The sequence below is a fragment of the Clostridium sp. CF012 genome (assembly GCF_018861755.1).
In the GTDB taxonomy this organism is placed as follows: Bacteria; Bacillota; Clostridia; order Clostridiales; family Clostridiaceae; genus Clostridium_AD.
In genome coordinates, this window is record NZ_JAHLEF010000016.1 from 43,966 (window position 1) to 62,426 (window position 18,461).

The following is an 18,461-nucleotide window of genomic DNA, read 5'->3' on the forward strand; positions in this document are numbered from 1 at the left end:
TTACTTTAACTGCCCATTATAGCAACTATAGTATTATGCGTTCCAGCCTTTTGTGGCTTAATAGCACCTTCCACTGCTGTTCCATTTAAAATTATTTCTTTAATGCCCTTCTCTACTCCATTTGGATTTTGCACCCTTATATTATAAGTTGCTCCACGCCATATGCGGGTAATTTCAAATTCTGTCCACTCTCCTGGTATGCATGGATCTATAATCATACCATCAAAGCTCAGACGAACTCCTAGCATGTAGTGAGTTGCTGCATAGTATGCCCAACCAGCACTTCCTGTAAGCCATGGGTGCCTCGCTCTACCATGAGCTGTATGTTCTTTTCCCATGACGAATTGACAGTATGAGTATGGTTCAGCCTCACGAGTCTCTATCATATCATTTTGATTATAAGGTAATAAGGCGTTATAGAACTTCATAGCTCTGTCACCACGTCCAAGCATGCATTCAGCAACCCAAGCCCAGGGATTTGGATGACTGAAGATAGCTCCATTTTCCTTAACTCCCTTGTATACACGAGTTACGAAACCTATTCCCTCATTCGGTTTGGTGTAGGATGGTGAAACTAAGTGTAGACCAAAGTCTGAATATAAATATTCATCTACTGCATCCATACAAGCCTTAGCCCTCTCTTTGCCTGCTACACCAGAAACAACTGCCCAAGTGTTCGACTCAAGGTGAACCTTTCCTTCTTCATCCTTTTGAGTGCCTATTTTTTCTCCATCTGCTGTAATTCCACGAATATACCATTCCCCATCCCAAAGCTCATTTTCACATACTTTTTTAACCCTACTCGCTATCGCACCATATATCGCTACATCTTCTGCTCTACCTAAGAAGTTAGCACATTCAACAAAGTTGTTTAGTGCCCAAAAATGCAGGAAAGATACTAGAGCGCTTTCTCCGCCTCCAAGGTTTAAGCAGTCATTCCAGTCAGCTCTAAGACCTTTACAAATCCCTGTAGCCCCAACCTGCTCAGTTGAGAAATCAAGTATTTTCTTCATGTGATCATATACCGTGGCTTCTCCTCCATCAGCAAAAGTAACCATCATATCAAAGAATTGGACTTCACCAGTTTCTTGTACATATTCACATATTGCTGCAATTAGCCATAATGCGTCATCTGAGCATGCATCCTTTAATCCATGTACTACATCCGACATGCTTGGAGTTGGTACAACTGTTGGTGATTTTGAAGGTAAAACTTTAGAAGTCTCTGGATCAAACCATTCTGGCTGGAATAAATGTAAGCCGTAGCCTATGCTCGACTGTGCACGAAGAAGTTCAATTATACGTTGTTTACACTTTTTAGGATTTGTATGAGGAATGCACATAACATCTTGAGCAGTATCTCTATATCCAAGTCCCGTTCTTCCACCTACTTCTATAAATGAAGCAAACCTGGAGAAGACAACATTTGTTTCTGCTTGATAAAGGTTCCATGTATTTATCATGGTATTCATGCCTTCATTTGGAGTCCTAATCTGAAATGATGATAATTTTCCTTCCCAGTATTCGCGAAGTTCAGTAAATGCTTGATCTACAGTAGCAAGATTTGAATATTTGGCCTTCATTTTTTTACCTATAGTTCTTTCACCAACACCAACCATAAATATAACCCTAGTCTCTTCTCCTGGAGCTAAGGTTATTTTTTTATGCAGCGCACCACAGTGATTTCCACCGAGTTCTGAGCTTCCACTACAAATCCCCTTTTCTACAGCTATTGGATTATCTTCAGTGTGGTAGCTTCCTAAAAATTTATCTCTTAAACAGTCATAGCTCTCTGGCTTAAAACTTGATGCCATGTATTGATAACCCGTTTTATCAGTATCATAAAAAAGATCATTTTCTATAACTCCATCTTCATAACTAGAACCTGATGCGTATAAGCTCATTTGAAAGTTTTGATTATCCATATCAATATTTTGGAATGAGAACTCTACGTAAGAAAATACACTTAATTTACGTGGAATTGTTCCATTGTTAACTATCTTTACATCCCATAATTCTACATCATCGTTTACTGGTATAAACAAAATCTGTTGGGCACTTATATCGCTATATTCACAAGAAAATTTGGAATAAGATAGCCCATGACGACACTCATAATTGGCCTTTTTAAGGTCCTTGCCAACTGGCTGCCAAGAAATTGTCCAATAGTCGTTAGATTCATCATCACGAAGGTAAACATAGTGCCCAGGTCTATCTAGTGGTACGCCGTTTGGTCTAAACCGGGTTATCCTATTGTATTGTGGCTTCTTATGAAATAGGTACCCACCTGCGTTGTGAGAAATTACAGCACACATATCTTTAACCCCAAGATAATTCGTCCAAGATACTGGCACATCAGGGCGCTTAATAACATATTCCCTGTTTACATTATCAAAATATCCATATTTCATTTTATCTTCTCCCTTAGCTATATTAAAATTTAAATTTATTTATTAACTCAATTAATCCATTTGCTTTGTCATTCAACCCTTCAGCTAGTGAATTCATTAAATCATTCGAACTTGATTGGTTTTGTATCGTTTCTGTGACTTCTTGTGTTGCAGCTGTATTTTCCTCTGAGATTGCTGAGATATTAGTAATTGCCTCGTACAAATAATTTTTATCCTCATCTATTACATTTATAGACTTCATAGTATATTCCATTGCGTCAGAAATACCTGAAATTGAAACTTTAATGTCATCAAAGGATTTAATTGTACTACTAACTTGATTTAGTTCTTCCTTGAATAATTCCTTAGCATGGCTGGATATTTCTAAGGAAGCTCTTATTGATGTATTTACTTTGCTTATAATCTTTTCAATTTCAAAGGAAGCACTTTGAGACTGCTCAGCTAATTTTCTAATTTCAATGGCAACTATTGAGAAACCTCTTCCAGCATCTCCAGCTCTTGCAGCTTCTATTGAAGCATTTAATGCAAGGAGGTTGGTTTGTTTTGTAATACTATTAATTTTATTCAAAATGGTAAGGATATTTTTAGTGTTTTCATTTAATTCAACAATAGTATCTGATACCTTTGACATTGCACCAGAATTGTTTTCAGAAGTTTTGCTTAAGTTGTTAATTGTATTTGAGCTTTTATTTATAACATCAATTGAATTACAAGTTGCTTTACTAACGTTATTCAATGACATTATTGCACTTACAATTTCACCATTGAATTTATCTGATATTCTAGCACAACTTAGGGTTTCCTCTGTTTGTTTTGAAGAACCCATGGTTATTTCTCCCACAGCTAAAACAACTTTCTTTGAACTAATATTAATACTGTTTGATAAATTTAATATTTGAGCTGAAGAACTTGTTGTTTCTTTTGAAAGACCCGCAGTAATAGATAACATTTGCTTTAATTTTTCAGTCATGTTATTAAATTTACGGCTTAATTCATTAATCTCGTAAATACGATAGCTATTAGTTTTAAAGGTAAAATCACCTTGTGATACTTTTTCTGCAACAAGGATGATATCATTTATTGGATAGGTAATTCTGATGCTTATAAACATAGAAAATATAATTGTGAGAATTACACAAAGAATAATAATTGGAATAGATATAACCCCAATACTATTTGCAGTGGAAGAAAGTTCACTTGCAGGAACTACGGCTATAAGCTTCCATTCACTTGTACTATAAGTTGAAACTACTCCATGCATCTTTTTCCCTTTAGATGTATAGTCGAAGGCACCTTTACCTAGCAGTTTAATTTGATCCCATATAGGTAAGTCAACTTTTTTGCCACCAAAGGTAGTATCCTTGTGGGCAATAATATTTCCATATTTATTCGAAATTAACATATATCCACTTGCACCTATTTCTGTATCTCTTATTGAGGAAGCAAAAATATCCGCATCGGCGTTTATTACCATCATACCAGCTATTTTCATAGTTGATGGGTTTTTTAACACCCTCATATAGCTAATAATTCGCTCATGTGAAGTTGAAAATGTATTTTCATGAACTTTGGACCATATGCCTTTTCCATCAGCGGAAACTGCGGCCTTATAGTCATCTGTTTCTTTAAAAGCAGAATATTTAGCTACATCTTTAATATCTGAACTAGAGGAATCAGAACTTCTAGAGATGTCATTGTCCGATAGAACATAGATACTTTTAATAAAACCAGAACCCCCACTCCCTACTAATGTAGCCAAGGTTTTGGAAAGATTATTAATAGACTCAATTTTCTCAAATTCGTCAATTGACGTTGTAGTTAGTTCTGTAATAAACTCCTTATTTGAAATAATTTGACTTGAAACTGCTTCAATAGAAGCATCAATTACCTGTATATAATTCATGTTTTGATTTAAAATTTGAGAAGTAGCTTTCTCAAAATCTGCTGAAACCTTTTGTTTAGTAACTACATAGATTAATAACGCAGAAATAGATAAAGTGAATAAAGATAGTAAGGTAAAAGTTATAACTAATTTCTTAAACAAACCACCCTTAGTTTTCAAATCCTTAAGAAACTTCAAACTAAATTTCTCGGATTTAGTACTTTTTAAGGGCTTTTGTGAACCACTTATTTGGATTGCTTTAAAATTAATTTTGCCCATTATAATTCCTCTCAAAATTTATTCTTTAGAAGTTAGGTTGATTTTCCTTATCCCTTAACAGCACCAGCTGTCAATCCCTTAATTACATATTTTTGAGAAATTACATAGAGTACTATCACTGGAATTATTGTTATTGTGAGCGCTGCCATCATTGCACCATAATCCGTATTAAACTGGCTTGAAATTTGGGTTAAAAGCACACTTATAGGTCTTAGTTCCCCTACAAGATACACAAGTGGAAGAAGTAAATCATTATAAGACCATAAAAAAATCATTATACCTGAGGTTGCGAGTATTGGAGTAGACAATGGGAGTATTATTTTCATAAATATTTTTGGTATACTACACCCATCTATTATGGCAGCTTCTTCAAGCTCAACAGGAAGAGACTTCATAAATCCCGTCATCATAATTATAGCGAAATTTAAAAATCCAGCAGTATGTGGTACTATTACAGCTAAATAAGTGTTATTAAAATGAAAAAACTGTAATATTTTAATATTAGGAATAATAACTGCAAACTGTGGAACAAGCATACTAGCAACTAAAAGTATCATTATTGGTCCATTTAGAAAAAACTTAAACCTTGACAATACAAATGCAGCCATTGCTCCAAGAATTAATACTAATACAACAACCGTACCAGAAATAATAAGACTATTAAAAAATCCCCTAGGAATGTCTATTTGAGAATATTTCCCAAGTGCACGGAAGTTATCTAAATTAAATTTAGTTGGAAAACTAAGAGCGCTAGAAATTATTTCAGATGAGCTCTTAAAGCTATTCATAATAACCCATGCTATTGGTGCAATGGTTGTTATCCCCCATGCTATTAATATAAAATGTGTAATAACCTTCGACATAGTAATTTTTGATTTATTACGTTTTTTTTCTATATAAATATCTTTTGAAACTTTTGTATTTAACATACTCTAACATCCCCTCATAATCAACTAATAACTTATCGGCTCTTTCCTTGACATTAATGTAGTAATAATAGTCAAACCAATTCCGATAACAACCATAAGAATAGATAGTGCAGACCCATAGCCTTGATTCATAGATTGGAATGTAGTTTGATATATATACGTGCTCAAAACCTGACTTGAATTCATCGGACCACCCTGGGTTATTGTAAATATAATATCAAAAACCTTTATAGCTGATGTAATTACGAGTGCAATAGTTGTAATTATTACATCCCTTATAAGTGGAAGTGTTATATATATTGATTTGGAGAATCCCGTTACACCATCCAAAGCTGCTGATTCATATATATCACTTGGTATTTTTGTAAGTGCGGTCATAAATATTACAAAATAAAAACCAGTCATTTGCCAAATATACGGCATCATAGAAAGTAATGCTGAAGATTTTTCAGTTAACCATATTTTCTTTGACATACCAAATATACCTAAAATGTTATTCAAAAGACCTGCATCATACTGATATGTAAGTGCGAACAAGAGTCCTATTGCGGAACCTGATACTACAACTGGAAAAAAGAAAACTGTTCTATAAAGCTTAAAACCCCTCTTAACTCCGTCCATGAGCATTGCAAGGAGTAGAGCGAATCCAATTTCAAATATAATACATAATAATATTAATAATAGTGTGTTTTTGATTGCTATCCCAACTACGGGGTCCTGTAAAAGTCTCTGATAATTCGCAAGGCCTATAAAAGTCTTTTTCTTTGAAAAATAATGCCATTCAGTTAAACTAAAATAGAAGGTTTGGATTAGCGGATTGAATAGAAAAACCGTAATTAAAGTAAGGGCTGGTGCTAAAAATAAAAGAGCATATTTTTTATCCTTTAAAATCATATTCATTACTCCCTGAAACATTATTTTGAAATACACAATGCTCAACATATAGTAAATTCTATTGCGCATTGTGTATTATTAATTTAAGATATTATTAATTTTAGATATTACTAATGAGTCTAATTATTTTGCTAATTTTTGTGCTTCATCAAGTACTTGTTGTGAAGTCTTCTTTCCAGCAACTATATATTGCATACCTTTCCATATAGTTGTAAAGGCTTCCTGATTCATATTATCTCCAGCAGGACTAGTCATGCTAGTAGCCTTAGTCATAAAGTTATCGATATTTTTTGAGAGTGTGCCACCTGTAGTTGAAGTTGGTACATTTTGAAGTGGAACGCCTCCTTTTTCAGCAAATTTCGCAAGTTGTTCTGGTTGAGTCATAAACTTAACAAATTTCATTCCAGCTCCATCTTTCTTGTCATTAAGAGCCTTAGTTACATACCAGCCTGTGCCTGTACCACCAATGATGTCATTAGCACCCGCTTTTGCTCCAGGTACTAGCGGCATTGGTATTATATCAACATTTTCCATCTTCTGAAATGCTCCACCTGACCAAGAACCTGAAATAAACATTGCAGCTTTCTTATCAGCAAAAGCCTGAGCACAAGCAGCTTGTTTAATTGTTAAGGCATCTTTTGTAAACGCTTTTTTATCATAAAGGTCTTTAGCGAGTGCAAGCGCTGGAGCCCAGCTGGCATCAAATGCTTTATTGTGACCGGAAGCTCCGCCTTGTGAAAGTAATAATGTTTCAATTAAATAATGTGGTTCTTCAGCAAATGAAGTAGCAATTGGAGTTATGTTTTTTGCATTAAGTACTGGAATAGCCTTTAAAATATCCTCATAAGTCTTAGGAATTTCAAGTCCGTTATTCTTAAATAAATCGGTATTTATCCATACTCCTTCAAAGAATCCAATGTAAGGAAGTGCATAAAGCTTACCCTCATACTTACCAGCATCCAGGCCTGCTTTCTTAAATGTTCCAGCCCAAGCAGTATCTTTAGCTAATTCATCTTCCCAAGAAATAACCTTACCGGAATCAACAAGCGGTTTTCCAGCTGCACCATTAAATCCATATGTTACATCTGGTTCATTACCTGAAGCAAAATCAGTATTTATTTTTGTTTTAAAAGCCTCACTTGCAGCAGAAGTAGCTTCATCTATAACTTTGATTTTAGGATATTTAACTTGGAAATCTTTTATGGCCTGTTGCCATACTTCTGTGTATGGGTCTGCACCAGTAAAGGTTGTTTCTACTCTAATTGTTACTTCCTTCTCCTCTGCAACTGGTGTAGTTGCTGCTGGTTTCTTAGTACCACATCCAACCAAAGTTGAAGCTAAAACAGCAGTTGTCATGAGCAAACAAATAATTTTTTTTGATTTTTTCATTTTGATATCCCCCCATTTTTAATTTTTACAATATTATTAATATATTAATGTATGAGCTTTTCGCATATTAACAATATTGATTGAATTTTTTCAAATTACCGTGTAAATGTTTTCATAATTGTTAACAACTTACAAACACATTATACCATCCATCTCAAAAACATTAAATCAGTTCAAATTGGCATTTATTTGTTTATTTTGGCTTGTAAGTAAAATAATAGAATTTGTAATTCATTAAGCGAAATAGCGAAATATACTGTATAATAATAGAAAACATACTAAAATTTAAATGCATATGAAAGGACTTTTATTATGACAAAATATTCTATGAAATCCAAGCTTATTATTATTGCAATTCTATTTATTCTTTATCCTACAATAATTATTGGATATTTAGGATATGTCAACTATTCAAAAATGATTAAAGAAAAAGCTATAGTGGACTATCAAAGTGCAGCTGAGCAACTAACAGAATCACTTTCAGACAGAATGGACAAGCTTAACCTCTTCTCAATACAGCTTTTTTATGACCGCAAAATAATTGATACAAATACTTTAATTAATTCTAATAATTTAGATTTTATATATGAAAATAGTTTCCAACAGTATTTACAATCTTTACTTTTCTCTAAATATGAACTAAACGAAATTCTCATTAAATATTCTGAGAGTGAAAAGGTTTTTCAAGCAAATAGAACTTTTGTTGCTACTACAGATTGCTATACCAATATGGATAAGTTAAATGAGCTAGCCATAAAAGGAAAGGGAGCTCCAGTATGGTATGTAACAAGTAAAAAGGGGAAAATAGATGGTATTTACCTTGCAAAATCCATATACGATTCATTAAATGTGAATAAGGTAGTTGGTCTTCTAGCCTTCGAAATAGATAATCAATACTTTCTAGAAGTATTTAACAATCTCATAATTAACTCAAAGCAAACCTTGGGTCTCTATAGTAGCGATGGTCAATTAATATTTATAAATGATAGTTTTGATGTAAATTCCAATAAATCCATACAATCTTTTCTTGATTCTAATTTAGACAAAGGCGAAGGCGAGGTAAAGACTAAAAATGATTCTATATATATGATATATGACACAATTAAACCAGCCAATTGGAAACTTGTTGTTGGAATTTCAGGAAATGTATTATTTAAAGAAATACGAAAAGTAGCCAAATTTAGCATAATTCTATGTATAGCTACTCTTCCTATTTGCTTATTACTTATAAATTACTTACATAGTACAATTATACGTCCACTGAATATATTAATAAAAAGGATGAAGGAAATAGAAAATGGTAACATGGGTGTAATAATAGAAAGTAATCGAAAGGATGAGTTTGGTTTCGTGTTTCGTACCTTTAATAAAATGTCGGAAAATATAAAGAATCTAATTGATACAGTATATAAAGAACAAATTGTAATGAAGCAATCTGAAATTAATGCGCTGCAAGCTCAAATCAATCCTCATTTTTTGTATAATACACTTGAGGCCATAAACTGGAAGGCAAAAATTCACGGCGATGATGAGGTCAGTGAAATGATTTCCGCTTTTTCGTACATTATAGAAGCAAACCTGAATAGGAGCAATGAGAAATTTATTCCTATTTATAAAGAAATCGAATACATCCAAAGCTATAAATTTTTAATTCAAAAACGATTTGGCAAAAAAATAGAATTTAATTTAGCTGTTGATGAGGACACCCTTAATAACTGTCTTCCTAAGCTCTTAATTCAACCTATAATTGAAAACACAATATACCATGGCCTTGAAATGAAAAAAGGTGGAGGAACAGTAGATATTACAATAAAGAAGGAAAATAATCAACTAATTATTACTGTAGCAGACGATGGGTTAGGTATTGAAAAAAATAAATTACTAGCCCTTACAGAAGCCATGAGCGATGATAAGTTTTCAGAACCTGAAAATTTCTTGGATAATTCTAAGATAGGTGTAATTAATGTACATCGCAGAATTAGACTACTTTATGGTAAGGACTACGGAGTAAACATAGAAAGTAAGGAGGGTATGTGGACGCTTGTTACAATTAAAGTACCTGTAAGCAGTTAAAAGGGGTGTATATTAAATGTATAAAGTACTTATAATTGATGATGAAGAAATAATAAGAGAAGGCCTAAAAACTGTTATTGCTTGGGAAACATTAGGCTGCAGCGTTATAGGTGAAGCTGCCGACGGCGATGAAGGCCTAGAAATGCTTTCATCACTTCAACCTGACATTGTAATAACTGACATCAGGATGCCAGGTTTAAATGGTTTAGAAATGATTTCTAAACTAAAAGAACATAAGCATGGATGTAAAATAATAATATTATCTGGCTTTAGAGATTTTGAGTATGCCCAACAAGCTGTTAAACTTGGAGCCTTTAGATTTCTTCTCAAACCCACAAATACTAAGGAACTAATCCTTTCCATTGAAGACGCTATTATTGAACTTAAAAAAGTAAAATCTAATGAAGAAATCTTTAAAAACTTGAAAAGAAAAGTTAAAGAAGATTACAATTCAAGTGATCGCGTTACAATTACGGAAGATAAATCACTTAATACTAATGAAAAAAATTCTAAGTATCTTGTAGTTAAAGCCCTGTCTTTTATGAAGGCGAATGTAAATATGAGTTTAACCTTAAAAGATGTATCCGACCATTTATATATCAGTACCTGGTACCTTAGTAAACTGATAAAAAAAGAGACTGGCAGTACCTTTATTTATACTTTAAGTGAAATGCGTATTGATGAGGCTAAAAAATTATTACTTCAGCCCCAATATAAAATTTATGAAGTTTCAACAATGATAGGTTTTACAGACGTAACCTACTTCAATAAACTCTTTAAAAGTATTACTGGTTTAAAACCTATGGAGTATCGAAATAAAAACTTTAATGATGAAAATATCAATTAAGCTTCTGCAAATTTTTCACAAACTAGCACTTATAAATGTTCTGTTACTTTATTTCCCAAGCAATATATATATTTTTACATTATTTTCTTCACCCCCTAAGTAAGAAAAGAACAAGAAAGCATATACTTTCTTGTTCTTTTTGTTGTATCTCTAAATTAACCCTTAAAAAGCTCTAATCTATTTTTTTAAACTCTATACTCCAATGTATTCCAGTTCCGATGCTATAAGCCTTGGCAAAGTTCCCTTGGTTTATCGCAACCGCCATACGGTATACAGAGTTAACATAAATTAACTGCTCACTTACGTATACGTCTGCAAATGACTTCCCATAAACTATACGATTGTTGTATACACGGGTTGGACCATTGCAAATTATAACTTCAACTCTGTCCCCTACATTAAATCCAATTTCTAAAAAATCTTCTCTTGTGATATCAGTCCATAAGCTACCAAAACGTACATCTAGAATATCAATGCTACCTTTTACACTTTTTTCGGTTTTTACTATTTTACCTATTTCAAGCTCCACTATATTTTCTACTGATAATAATGCCCCCACCTCTTCAAATGTAATAATGCCTGCAGCAATCTTTGCTCCGGTATAAGCGTAAACATCCCGACCGTGGAAGGTAAAGGAACTTTCAGTGTCTTGTCGACGGTGCTTTGATTCTTCAATTTCTCTAATTTCAGTTATACCTACATATTTTTTGAGATGTGTTAAGGTACCGTTATCAGGGGTAACAATGTAGTGACCAGATTCAGTTAATGCTACTACACTCTTCCGGCTTGACCCAACCCCTGGGTCTACCACTGAAATAAAAACCGTGCCTTTAGGCCAATATTCTACTGATTGAAAAAGACGGTATGATGCCTCCCATATGTTATAAGGTGTAATATCATGTGTTAAGTTATAAAGCTTTAAATTTTCCTCTACTTCATGAGCCACGCCATACATAGCTGCAACGGCACCATCCACTAAACCGAAATCGCTTTGAAATACCAGTAAATTTTTCATACTATTTCCTCCCTAAAATTGCCCACTTATCAATATTACGGAATCCTAACTTGTGATAAATCTCGCCTGCTTCCGGATTATCAAAGAATAGACATGCTGATTTTCCTTTAAGAAATAAGTTTTGACACAAAGCAGAAATTATCTTACTTGAAAGTCCTTGTTTTCTATATTCTGGAATAGTTAAAATACCTCCCACCATAGCGCTAACACTTGTTTCAGCAGTGGTATTGCCGTGGCTTACAATTTTACCATCTTTCTTTATAAACATATGCACTCCTTCTTTTGTTATAATTCTGCTTGCAATCTGTTTATAACGGCTATCTATTCCTGAAGAATATAAACCTGAAAATTCTTCTATCTGTTCATAGGCGAGTGTAATCTCCATTGCATCTATGCTTTCTGCAGTTTCAACTTCTGATGTATCCTTAATGAGTTTTGAGATATCTAGAAGTTGGCAAAAATACATATCTCTTTTGGAATATTTACTTTTCACAACTGGGTAAAATAAATCTATTACCGTGAGTTTTCCACTAATTATGTTTACATCTCTTGTGCTTAATAGGATTTCTATTTCATTAATTTCTAGATCTAAATCCTTACTATAAATAATAAAATTATCATGGTATCGTAGCACAATACCCACTAGTTTATGACCTAACGTTTGAATCCAGACCTCCTGGAAATCAGTTTCGAATCCAAAATTTTCTATATCACCTATTATAAATAAGTTTATATTAGGCTCAGCTAAACAGTAATCCATTATTAACCCTCTGTGTTTTTCCGTTGCCTTCGTTAGCATAATTCACTCCTATTTTTCAAATTCAACTGTCCATTCTAAGCCAAAGCTTAAATTATATTTTTCACATAGATTTCCTTGTGTAATTGCCATTGCTACCTTCATAAGCTCGTTATTATAAATCATAACAGCCCCTTTTTCTGCAAACCCAAAAGATTTATGGAACAGTACCTTATCCTTGTACATTTCTTTTCCTTGGTGATTTATTTTTACATTAAGATAGTCACCATAATTAAAGCCAGCCTCTGTAAACATAGATAATGGAATATTTGTCCATAGATTTCCAAAGTTAGGATCACTAATTTCAAAATTTCCGCAAACCTTATTAGCCTTTATGAAAGGCTCCGGAATAGTGAATTCTACAATTTCACTTATACTATATGCCTTACCTACCTCCTCATAAGAAATTATCCCACTAGCAAGTTTTGCAGCACAATATCCAAATAGATCGCGACCATGAAAAATACTAACACCTTCAGTATTTTTACCACGTAAGCGGTTTTTTGTTTCATCTATTTCCCTAACTTCTGTAATTCCTACCCATTTTTTCAGGTGAGTTAACGCACCATTATCCGGGGTAACCACATAGTATCCATCCACAGTTTTTGCAACACAAGCTCTTCTGTGAGTTCCAACACCTGGATCTACAACAGAAACAAAAATTGTTCCTTCTGGCCAAAATCTCATAGACTGAAATAGTCTGTAGGATGCACTCTGAATATCGTACTGTGGAATTTCGTGAGAACCATCAAAAATCTCTAGTTCTCTATCAACGGTCTTAACCACCCCATACATTGCGCATACCGCGCCTTCTTTGTAAGTAAAATCTGTTTGAAAAACTAATATTGGTTTCATTACTTTACTCCTCCTATATAAATGGATTATAAAAACGACTCTTATTTATAAAAACTGAAATTAAAATTGTTCCAATAAAAATTAATGCTGAAATTGTAATAGCCGTGTAATCTTCAACTGTAAGTTTTTTCTTATTATACCAAGTACGACTCTTGCTTTTGCCAAAGCCACGTAAATCCATAGCATTACTGATAAGTTCTATTTTATCTAATGTAGAGAAAATTAATGGTATAATTATCAAAAGTGCATTCTTAAACCTATCTGAAAATTTTGCATTTCGCGATAAATCTAAACCTCTCGCCTGTTGTGAAAGGCTAATTTCTTGATATTCCCTCTGTATGTCCGGGAAATATCGTAAGGTTAGCGAAACTGCAACTGCGGCTTTATAGTTAACTCCAATACCACTTAAAGCAGATGCAAATTCACTTGGATTGGTAGTTAAAAGAAATATTATTCCAAGTGGAATAACCGAAGCATATTTGAAAAACTTAGTGCCTTGGTAAAACAACTGTTCTAAGGTTAATGTATATCTCCCAAAAATAGAAAGGATTTCGTGACGGGTACCGTAAATTCCAACTCCTCGTTCTGGGGAAAATAAATAGGTTATAACTGCATTTGTAATAAGAAATATTAAAGCGTAAATTATCATTAGTCGTATTTGGGAGTATTTTATTTTAGAAACTCTTAACATTACAAAAGAAAAAACCATTATTAAAAGAATACTCCTTATGTCATAAGAAAACATTACAGAAAAGGTTAAGAATAAAAAGCAAATTAGCTTAGTTAGTCCAGAAAGTCTATGAATATAGGTATCAATTAAGTTATATGAAAATAGCTTCATTTTCACTTGTTTCGCATCCCCCTCTCATATTCTATAAAACTTTGAACAAATGATGTTCCATCACTTATACCTGTGATTTGAGCAAGATTATAAAGAGAGGTTTCTTTTAAGTTTGCTTCTTTTATGACATCACCATCCGTTAAAATTATAGCGGCCTGCGTATCTGCAATTTTCTTTCCACCAGCTAAAACTATTCCTCGGGGGGTGTATTGAAGCATAAGGTGCATGTCATGTGTAATCATAATAATTGTTACCCCTAATTTATTTATTTCTAGTAAAAACCTCATTATTTCACTGTAATGACGGTAATCTTGCCCGGCGGTTGGTTCGTCAAGAATTAAAATCTTAGGATTTAACACTAAAATTGAAGCTATAGTTACCCTCTTCTTTTGCCCATAACTTAGTGCTGATATAGGCCATTCTCTAAAGGGGGTGAGTCCACAAATCTTTAAAATCTTATCAACTCGCTCCTTTATCTCTTCTTCCTTAACCTTTCTTAAACGAAGACCTAAAGCAATCTCATCATATATCATAGGCTTTGAAATCATTTGATTTGGATTTTGCATTACAACACCCACAATTTCAGCCCGCTGCCTTATGGTTTTCTGCTTAATATTTTCATCATAATAATAAACATTACCTGTATCTTCTTTTTCAAATCCGCATATTATTTTTGAAAGAGTTGATTTACCTGCCCCGTTTTTACCAACGATGGACACCATTTCTCCTTCTTTAATATCAATGCTAACATTATCTAGTATTTTATGAATCCCATTATAGGAAAAAGACACCTCGCAAAGCCTAAGTATAGATGGTTTGTGACTTTCAATTTTCTGTGGTGAAATGGATTTATCCCAAGCTTTTAAAATTTCTTTTACCGTTTGCACATCTAATGTATTGATATGACCAGGGTGCATTTCAGTGGTAACTTTTATGCCAGCATATTTTAATGCTGTAATATAAAGGGGCTCCCTTATGCCATTTTCAATTAAAATTTCCGAGGAAACTAATTGATCAGCGTTCATATCTGCAATAATTCTCCCCTCATTCATAACAATAATTCTATCAATGTCACAATGTAGAACATCCTCTAGCCTATGTTCAATAATAATAATAGTTTTATTTGCTTCTTTGTGAATATTTTCTATTATTTCTATGGCAGTCTTACCAGTGGCAGGATCTAGATTGGCTAGTGGCTCATCAAATAGTAATATATCTACGTCATCGATCATAACACCAGCAAGAGCAGACCTTTGTTTTTGACCTCCAGATAGTTCGAAAGGTGATGAAGTAAGCCACTTTTCCATATCTACCATGCTTGCTACATTTTTCACTCTGGCCTTCATTTCTGTAGCATTAACATTATCATTTTCTAAAGCAAAAGCTATATCTTCACCAACAGTTAACCCAACAAACTGCCCATCAGAGTCTTGCAAAACTGTTCCTATCATTTTAGATAATTTAAAAATGTTTTGCTCCTTTGTTTCTAAATCCTTAATTTTTAAACTTCCATTAACCTCACCTTTATATGAAAAAGGAATTAGTCCATTTAAACAGTTACCAAGGGTACTTTTACCACTACCACTAGGACCCACTATTAATATTTTTTCTCCTGGATAGATTTCTAAATTAATATCATTTAAGGTTGGCCTCGCTTGGCTGAAATACTGAAAATTAAAATTTTTAAATTCAATAATTGGCTTCCTCATCATCATCCACTTCCCCATTTATTTTACTAATTATAATTATAATTATAATTATATGGTTATTTCATATTTAGGCTTCCTTTTTTTGTCCTTGTGGCTGCATAAGAAATTAAAAGCAAGGTACCTATAACTCCTGCACTAATTGAGTTCATTAAAGCTGCAACTACACCCTGCGTGAAAACTAGATTAGCAGGCTCACTGTAAATAACAATATCTAGTATTGGAGCAACAACTACCCAAGCTAAAATATTTCCAAGAACTTGAATGATGTTAAAAATAAGGATGTCCTTTATTTTAAATTCTCCTTCTTCAACCCTTGTTCTCTTGTAAGAAAATCCAAATATTACTCCGGAGACTCCACTAGCAATAGCCCAACTCCACCATGGTGAACCATACTGGATAGCATCACTTAAGGAGTGACCAATAAAAGCTATTAACCCTCCTGCAATAGGTCCAAATAGTGCTGCAAAGAAGGCACTTAATCCATAAGCTGTTTGAAAACTTGTTTCTGGAATTGGAGATGGCACCTTAATATACATGAATAAAAGCATGAAAACTGCAGCACCTAGACCTGTGGCAACAATAGTTTTTGTGGTTACCTTGAAATAATCTTTCATAATTTTTCCCCCTTTTATATTAATATATGGATATCATATTATAGGTTAAACTTTAAATGATAAATCATATTTATCAGGAATAAAATAAAACTTACACCTTGCCATGCCTTCACGTTGCTCATTGTACAAAATCTCTTCAATATAAATAATCGTCTCATTATCATGAATTTCAAGGAAGGATGTAGTATTCTCTTCAGCATGCACAATCTTCACATGAATCTTAGCATATGTAGCAAGTTCAAATATAGTTTTGTTAATTAGATTTGAGACTTCCTCTTCGGAATTTAGGTTTACATTACTATTATTAATATATTTCACTGGAATTTGTATAAAAGAGTGTGCCACAGGAATTTTGTCTACCAAGTATACATTGTTACTTGCCATAACAATCTCACTTGCACTAATATTAAGTTTTTGTTGCGCAATATCCGTGGGTGGCCCGTAATTGTAAGAAACACGAATTTCATCAATTTCCTCTTTGCAGCACTGAATTATTGGATTTTCAAGGTTGCTATTTGAGACTTCTTCTGTTTCTTCATCTTCTCCCTTATAGGTAACAAAGGTGCCTTTACCCTGATGCTTTGAAATTACCCCATCTTCATTTAAAATCGTTAGAGCTTGCCTTAATGTGTTTCTGCTTACTTCATACCTTTCTGAAAGAGCAGTTTCGCTAGGAAGTTGTGTTCCATTTTTATAGAGGCCGTTTATAATATCAGAATAAAGCATATTATAAATAGCTACATATGATGGTATTTTTTCATTGGACACACTTGTAATTTTTCTATTTTTCATTTTGCATACCCCATATCATTTTATAATTGTCTATAATAGACTCCAGACTATGTTTTAACTAATTGAACTTGTTCAACAATCGTCAACTTGTTCAACAAGTTAATACAATTATATCCTTATATTTTTATTTTGTCAATATTGTGAATATTTAATTTATTCTCCTAAAATCCACGGAAAATAAAGGTTAATAATTTTATTGTTAGATTTCAGTTGTTTCAGTATAGACTAAAACAACTGAGGTGATATACTGAGACTAATATATTATTAATATTAGGTGAGGTGTTTTATGGATAACTGTCTTTCAGAAAAAACAATTAACACGGATGGATGTACTATACATTATTGGATTTCAAATAATATCAAAGGAAGATGGCTAATATTTCTACACGGAGCAGGTGCCGATCATGAAATGTTTAATGATCAACTACATGTACTAAGTGAAACATTTAAAGTATTACTTTGGGATGCAAGGGGCCATGGACTATCAAGACCTATGGGAGATAAGTTTAGTATAAAGCTACTAGTTGAAGATTTAATTAAAATTATGGATATAGAAAATATAGATAAGTCTACATTTATTGGTCAATCAATGGGAGGAAACATAGTGCAAGAAATGGCATTCTATTATCCTAATAAGGTGGAAAATTTGGTGCTAATAGATTGTACTTGTAATACAATGAAATTATCTAATTTAGAAAAATTTTATTTAAACATAACCCCGTTTTTAATCCCTTTATATCCTTGGAATTACTTAGTTAATGAGAGTGTTAAAGCAAGTTCTATAACTTTAGAAGTACAAAGTTATTTAAGAAAAGCATTTAATAAAATAGGGAAAAAGGATTTTTCTAAAATATTTTTAGAAACTGCTGCATGTTTACACTATGAGAAGGCGTATAGAATAAATAAAAGTATCTTACTTGTTTATGGAGAAAGTGATAAGACAGGTAATATTAAAAAAATTGCACAATCATGGGCATCTAAGGAACCTAATTGTGAACTTATTAAAATTAAAGATGCAAGTCATTGTTCTAATCAGGATAATCCTTTAGAATTTAACAAAGTATTAATTGCATTTTTGAATAAGCAATATTAATTTCTCGCTTATTTAAAAACAATATCACGTAAAAAGGAGAAT

At 33.0% G+C, this 18,461-nt stretch carries 15 protein-coding genes; 3 read left to right on the forward strand and 12 right to left on the reverse strand.

Annotated features, from left to right (window positions below; genetic code table 11):
• Nucleotides 1-5: 5 nt before the first annotated feature.
• The 5 genes from KPL50_RS14955 to KPL50_RS14975 form a co-directional block, all read right to left on the reverse strand.
• Nucleotides 6-2,411: a GH36-type glycosyl hydrolase domain-containing protein gene (locus KPL50_RS14955; RefSeq protein ID WP_216299338.1), complete on the reverse strand. Its 2,406-nt coding sequence runs from the start codon at nt 2,409-2,411 to the stop codon at nt 6-8.
• Nucleotides 2,412-2,433: 22 nt separating this feature from the next.
• Entirely contained in the window at nt 2,434-4,572 is a 2,139-nt protein-coding gene (locus KPL50_RS14960; protein WP_216299339.1) for a methyl-accepting chemotaxis protein, read from the reverse strand.
• A gap of 47 nt (nt 4,573-4,619) precedes the next feature.
• Nucleotides 4,620-5,501, reverse strand: a complete 882-nt coding sequence (locus KPL50_RS14965; protein WP_216299340.1) for a carbohydrate ABC transporter permease — start codon at nt 5,499-5,501, stop codon at nt 4,620-4,622.
• A 24-nt stretch (nt 5,502-5,525) separates the two neighbouring features.
• Nucleotides 5,526-6,395 carry a carbohydrate ABC transporter permease gene (locus KPL50_RS14970; RefSeq protein ID WP_216299341.1) on the reverse strand — a complete coding sequence of 290 codons (870 nt, stop codon included), beginning with the start codon at nt 6,393-6,395 and terminating at the stop codon, nt 5,526-5,528.
• A gap of 123 nt (nt 6,396-6,518) precedes the next feature.
• The gene (locus KPL50_RS14975; protein ID WP_216299342.1) at nt 6,519-7,784 is read right to left on the reverse strand and encodes an ABC transporter substrate-binding protein; all 1,266 of its coding nucleotides are present in this window, start codon (nt 7,782-7,784) and stop codon (nt 6,519-6,521) included.
• A 327-nt stretch (nt 7,785-8,111) separates the two neighbouring features.
• Here KPL50_RS14975 and KPL50_RS14980 point away from each other — a divergent pair, with 327 nt between their 5' ends.
• The gene (locus tag KPL50_RS14980) at nt 8,112-9,857 is read left to right on the forward strand and encodes a sensor histidine kinase (protein WP_216299343.1); all 1,746 of its coding nucleotides are present in this window, start codon (nt 8,112-8,114) and stop codon (nt 9,855-9,857) included.
• Nucleotides 9,858-9,873: 16 nt separating this feature from the next.
• A complete protein-coding gene (locus KPL50_RS14985) occupies nt 9,874-10,704 on the forward strand; it encodes a response regulator (protein ID WP_216299344.1) in 831 nt (276 codons plus the stop codon).
• Nucleotides 10,705-10,876: 172 nt separating this feature from the next.
• Here KPL50_RS14985 and KPL50_RS14990 read toward each other — a convergent pair whose 3' ends face one another.
• The 7 genes from KPL50_RS14990 to KPL50_RS15020 are packed head-to-tail and all read right to left on the reverse strand — an operon-like array spanning nt 10,877 to nt 17,326.
• Entirely contained in the window at nt 10,877-11,719 is an 843-nt protein-coding gene (locus tag KPL50_RS14990) for an S-adenosyl-l-methionine hydroxide adenosyltransferase family protein (protein ID WP_216299345.1), read from the reverse strand.
• Nucleotide 11,720: 1 nt separating this feature from the next.
• Entirely contained in the window at nt 11,721-12,518 is a 798-nt protein-coding gene (locus KPL50_RS14995; protein ID WP_216299346.1) for a GNAT family N-acetyltransferase, read from the reverse strand.
• Between the two features lie 9 nt (nt 12,519-12,527).
• Nucleotides 12,528-13,370 carry an S-adenosyl-l-methionine hydroxide adenosyltransferase family protein gene (locus KPL50_RS15000; RefSeq protein ID WP_216299347.1) on the reverse strand — a complete coding sequence of 281 codons (843 nt, stop codon included), beginning with the start codon at nt 13,368-13,370 and terminating at the stop codon, nt 12,528-12,530.
• Nucleotides 13,371-13,383: 13 nt separating this feature from the next.
• Nucleotides 13,384-14,211 carry an energy-coupling factor transporter transmembrane component T gene (locus KPL50_RS15005; protein WP_253200645.1) on the reverse strand — a complete coding sequence of 276 codons (828 nt, stop codon included), beginning with the start codon at nt 14,209-14,211 and terminating at the stop codon, nt 13,384-13,386.
• Nucleotides 14,212-14,213: 2 nt separating this feature from the next.
• Complete coding sequence (locus KPL50_RS15010) at nt 14,214-15,923, reverse strand: ABC transporter ATP-binding protein (RefSeq protein ID WP_216299379.1); 1,710 nt, start codon at nt 15,921-15,923, stop codon at nt 14,214-14,216.
• A gap of 53 nt (nt 15,924-15,976) precedes the next feature.
• Nucleotides 15,977-16,534, reverse strand: a complete 558-nt coding sequence (locus KPL50_RS15015) for an ECF-type riboflavin transporter substrate-binding protein (RefSeq protein WP_216299349.1) — start codon at nt 16,532-16,534, stop codon at nt 15,977-15,979.
• Between the two features lie 45 nt (nt 16,535-16,579).
• Nucleotides 16,580-17,326, reverse strand: coding sequence for a GntR family transcriptional regulator (locus KPL50_RS15020; protein WP_216299350.1), 747 nt, complete (start codon nt 17,324-17,326; stop codon nt 16,580-16,582).
• Between the two features lie 286 nt (nt 17,327-17,612).
• On the opposite strand from KPL50_RS15020, the gene KPL50_RS15025 reads away from it, so the two are divergent.
• Nucleotides 17,613-18,419, forward strand: a complete 807-nt coding sequence (locus KPL50_RS15025) for an alpha/beta fold hydrolase (RefSeq protein ID WP_216299351.1) — start codon at nt 17,613-17,615, stop codon at nt 18,417-18,419.
• Nucleotides 18,420-18,461: the final 42 nt, after the last annotated feature.

Excerpts from the sequence above, each read along its gene's own strand:
- KPL50_RS14955 (WP_216299338.1), bottom strand. The coding sequence starts at position 2,411 with ATGAAATATGGATATTTTGATAATGTAAACAGGGAATATGTTATTAAG.
- KPL50_RS14960 (WP_216299339.1), bottom strand. The coding sequence starts at position 4,572 with ATGGGCAAAATTAATTTTAAAGCAATCCAAATAAGTGGTTCACAAAAG.
- KPL50_RS14965 (WP_216299340.1), bottom strand. The coding sequence starts at position 5,501 with ATGTTAAATACAAAAGTTTCAAAAGATATTTATATAGAAAAAAAACGT.
- KPL50_RS14970 (WP_216299341.1), bottom strand. The coding sequence starts at position 6,395 with ATGATTTTAAAGGATAAAAAATATGCTCTTTTATTTTTAGCACCAGCC.
- KPL50_RS14975 (WP_216299342.1), bottom strand. The coding sequence starts at position 7,784 with ATGAAAAAATCAAAAAAAATTATTTGTTTGCTCATGACAACTGCTGTT.
- KPL50_RS14980 (WP_216299343.1), top strand. The coding sequence starts at position 8,112 with ATGAAATCCAAGCTTATTATTATTGCAATTCTATTTATTCTTTATCCT.
- KPL50_RS14985 (WP_216299344.1), top strand. The coding sequence starts at position 9,874 with ATGTATAAAGTACTTATAATTGATGATGAAGAAATAATAAGAGAAGGC.
- KPL50_RS14990 (WP_216299345.1), bottom strand. The coding sequence starts at position 11,719 with ATGAAAAATTTACTGGTATTTCAAAGCGATTTCGGTTTAGTGGATGGT.
- KPL50_RS14995 (WP_216299346.1), bottom strand. The coding sequence starts at position 12,518 with ATGCTAACGAAGGCAACGGAAAAACACAGAGGGTTAATAATGGATTAC.
- KPL50_RS15000 (WP_216299347.1), bottom strand. The coding sequence starts at position 13,370 with ATGAAACCAATATTAGTTTTTCAAACAGATTTTACTTACAAAGAAGGC.
- KPL50_RS15005 (WP_253200645.1), bottom strand. The coding sequence starts at position 14,211 with ATGAAGCTATTTTCATATAACTTAATTGATACCTATATTCATAGACTT.
- KPL50_RS15010 (WP_216299379.1), bottom strand. The coding sequence starts at position 15,923 with ATGATGAGGAAGCCAATTATTGAATTTAAAAATTTTAATTTTCAGTAT.
- KPL50_RS15015 (WP_216299349.1), bottom strand. The coding sequence starts at position 16,534 with ATGAAAGATTATTTCAAGGTAACCACAAAAACTATTGTTGCCACAGGT.
- KPL50_RS15020 (WP_216299350.1), bottom strand. The coding sequence starts at position 17,326 with ATGAAAAATAGAAAAATTACAAGTGTGTCCAATGAAAAAATACCATCA.
- KPL50_RS15025 (WP_216299351.1), top strand. The coding sequence starts at position 17,613 with ATGGATAACTGTCTTTCAGAAAAAACAATTAACACGGATGGATGTACT.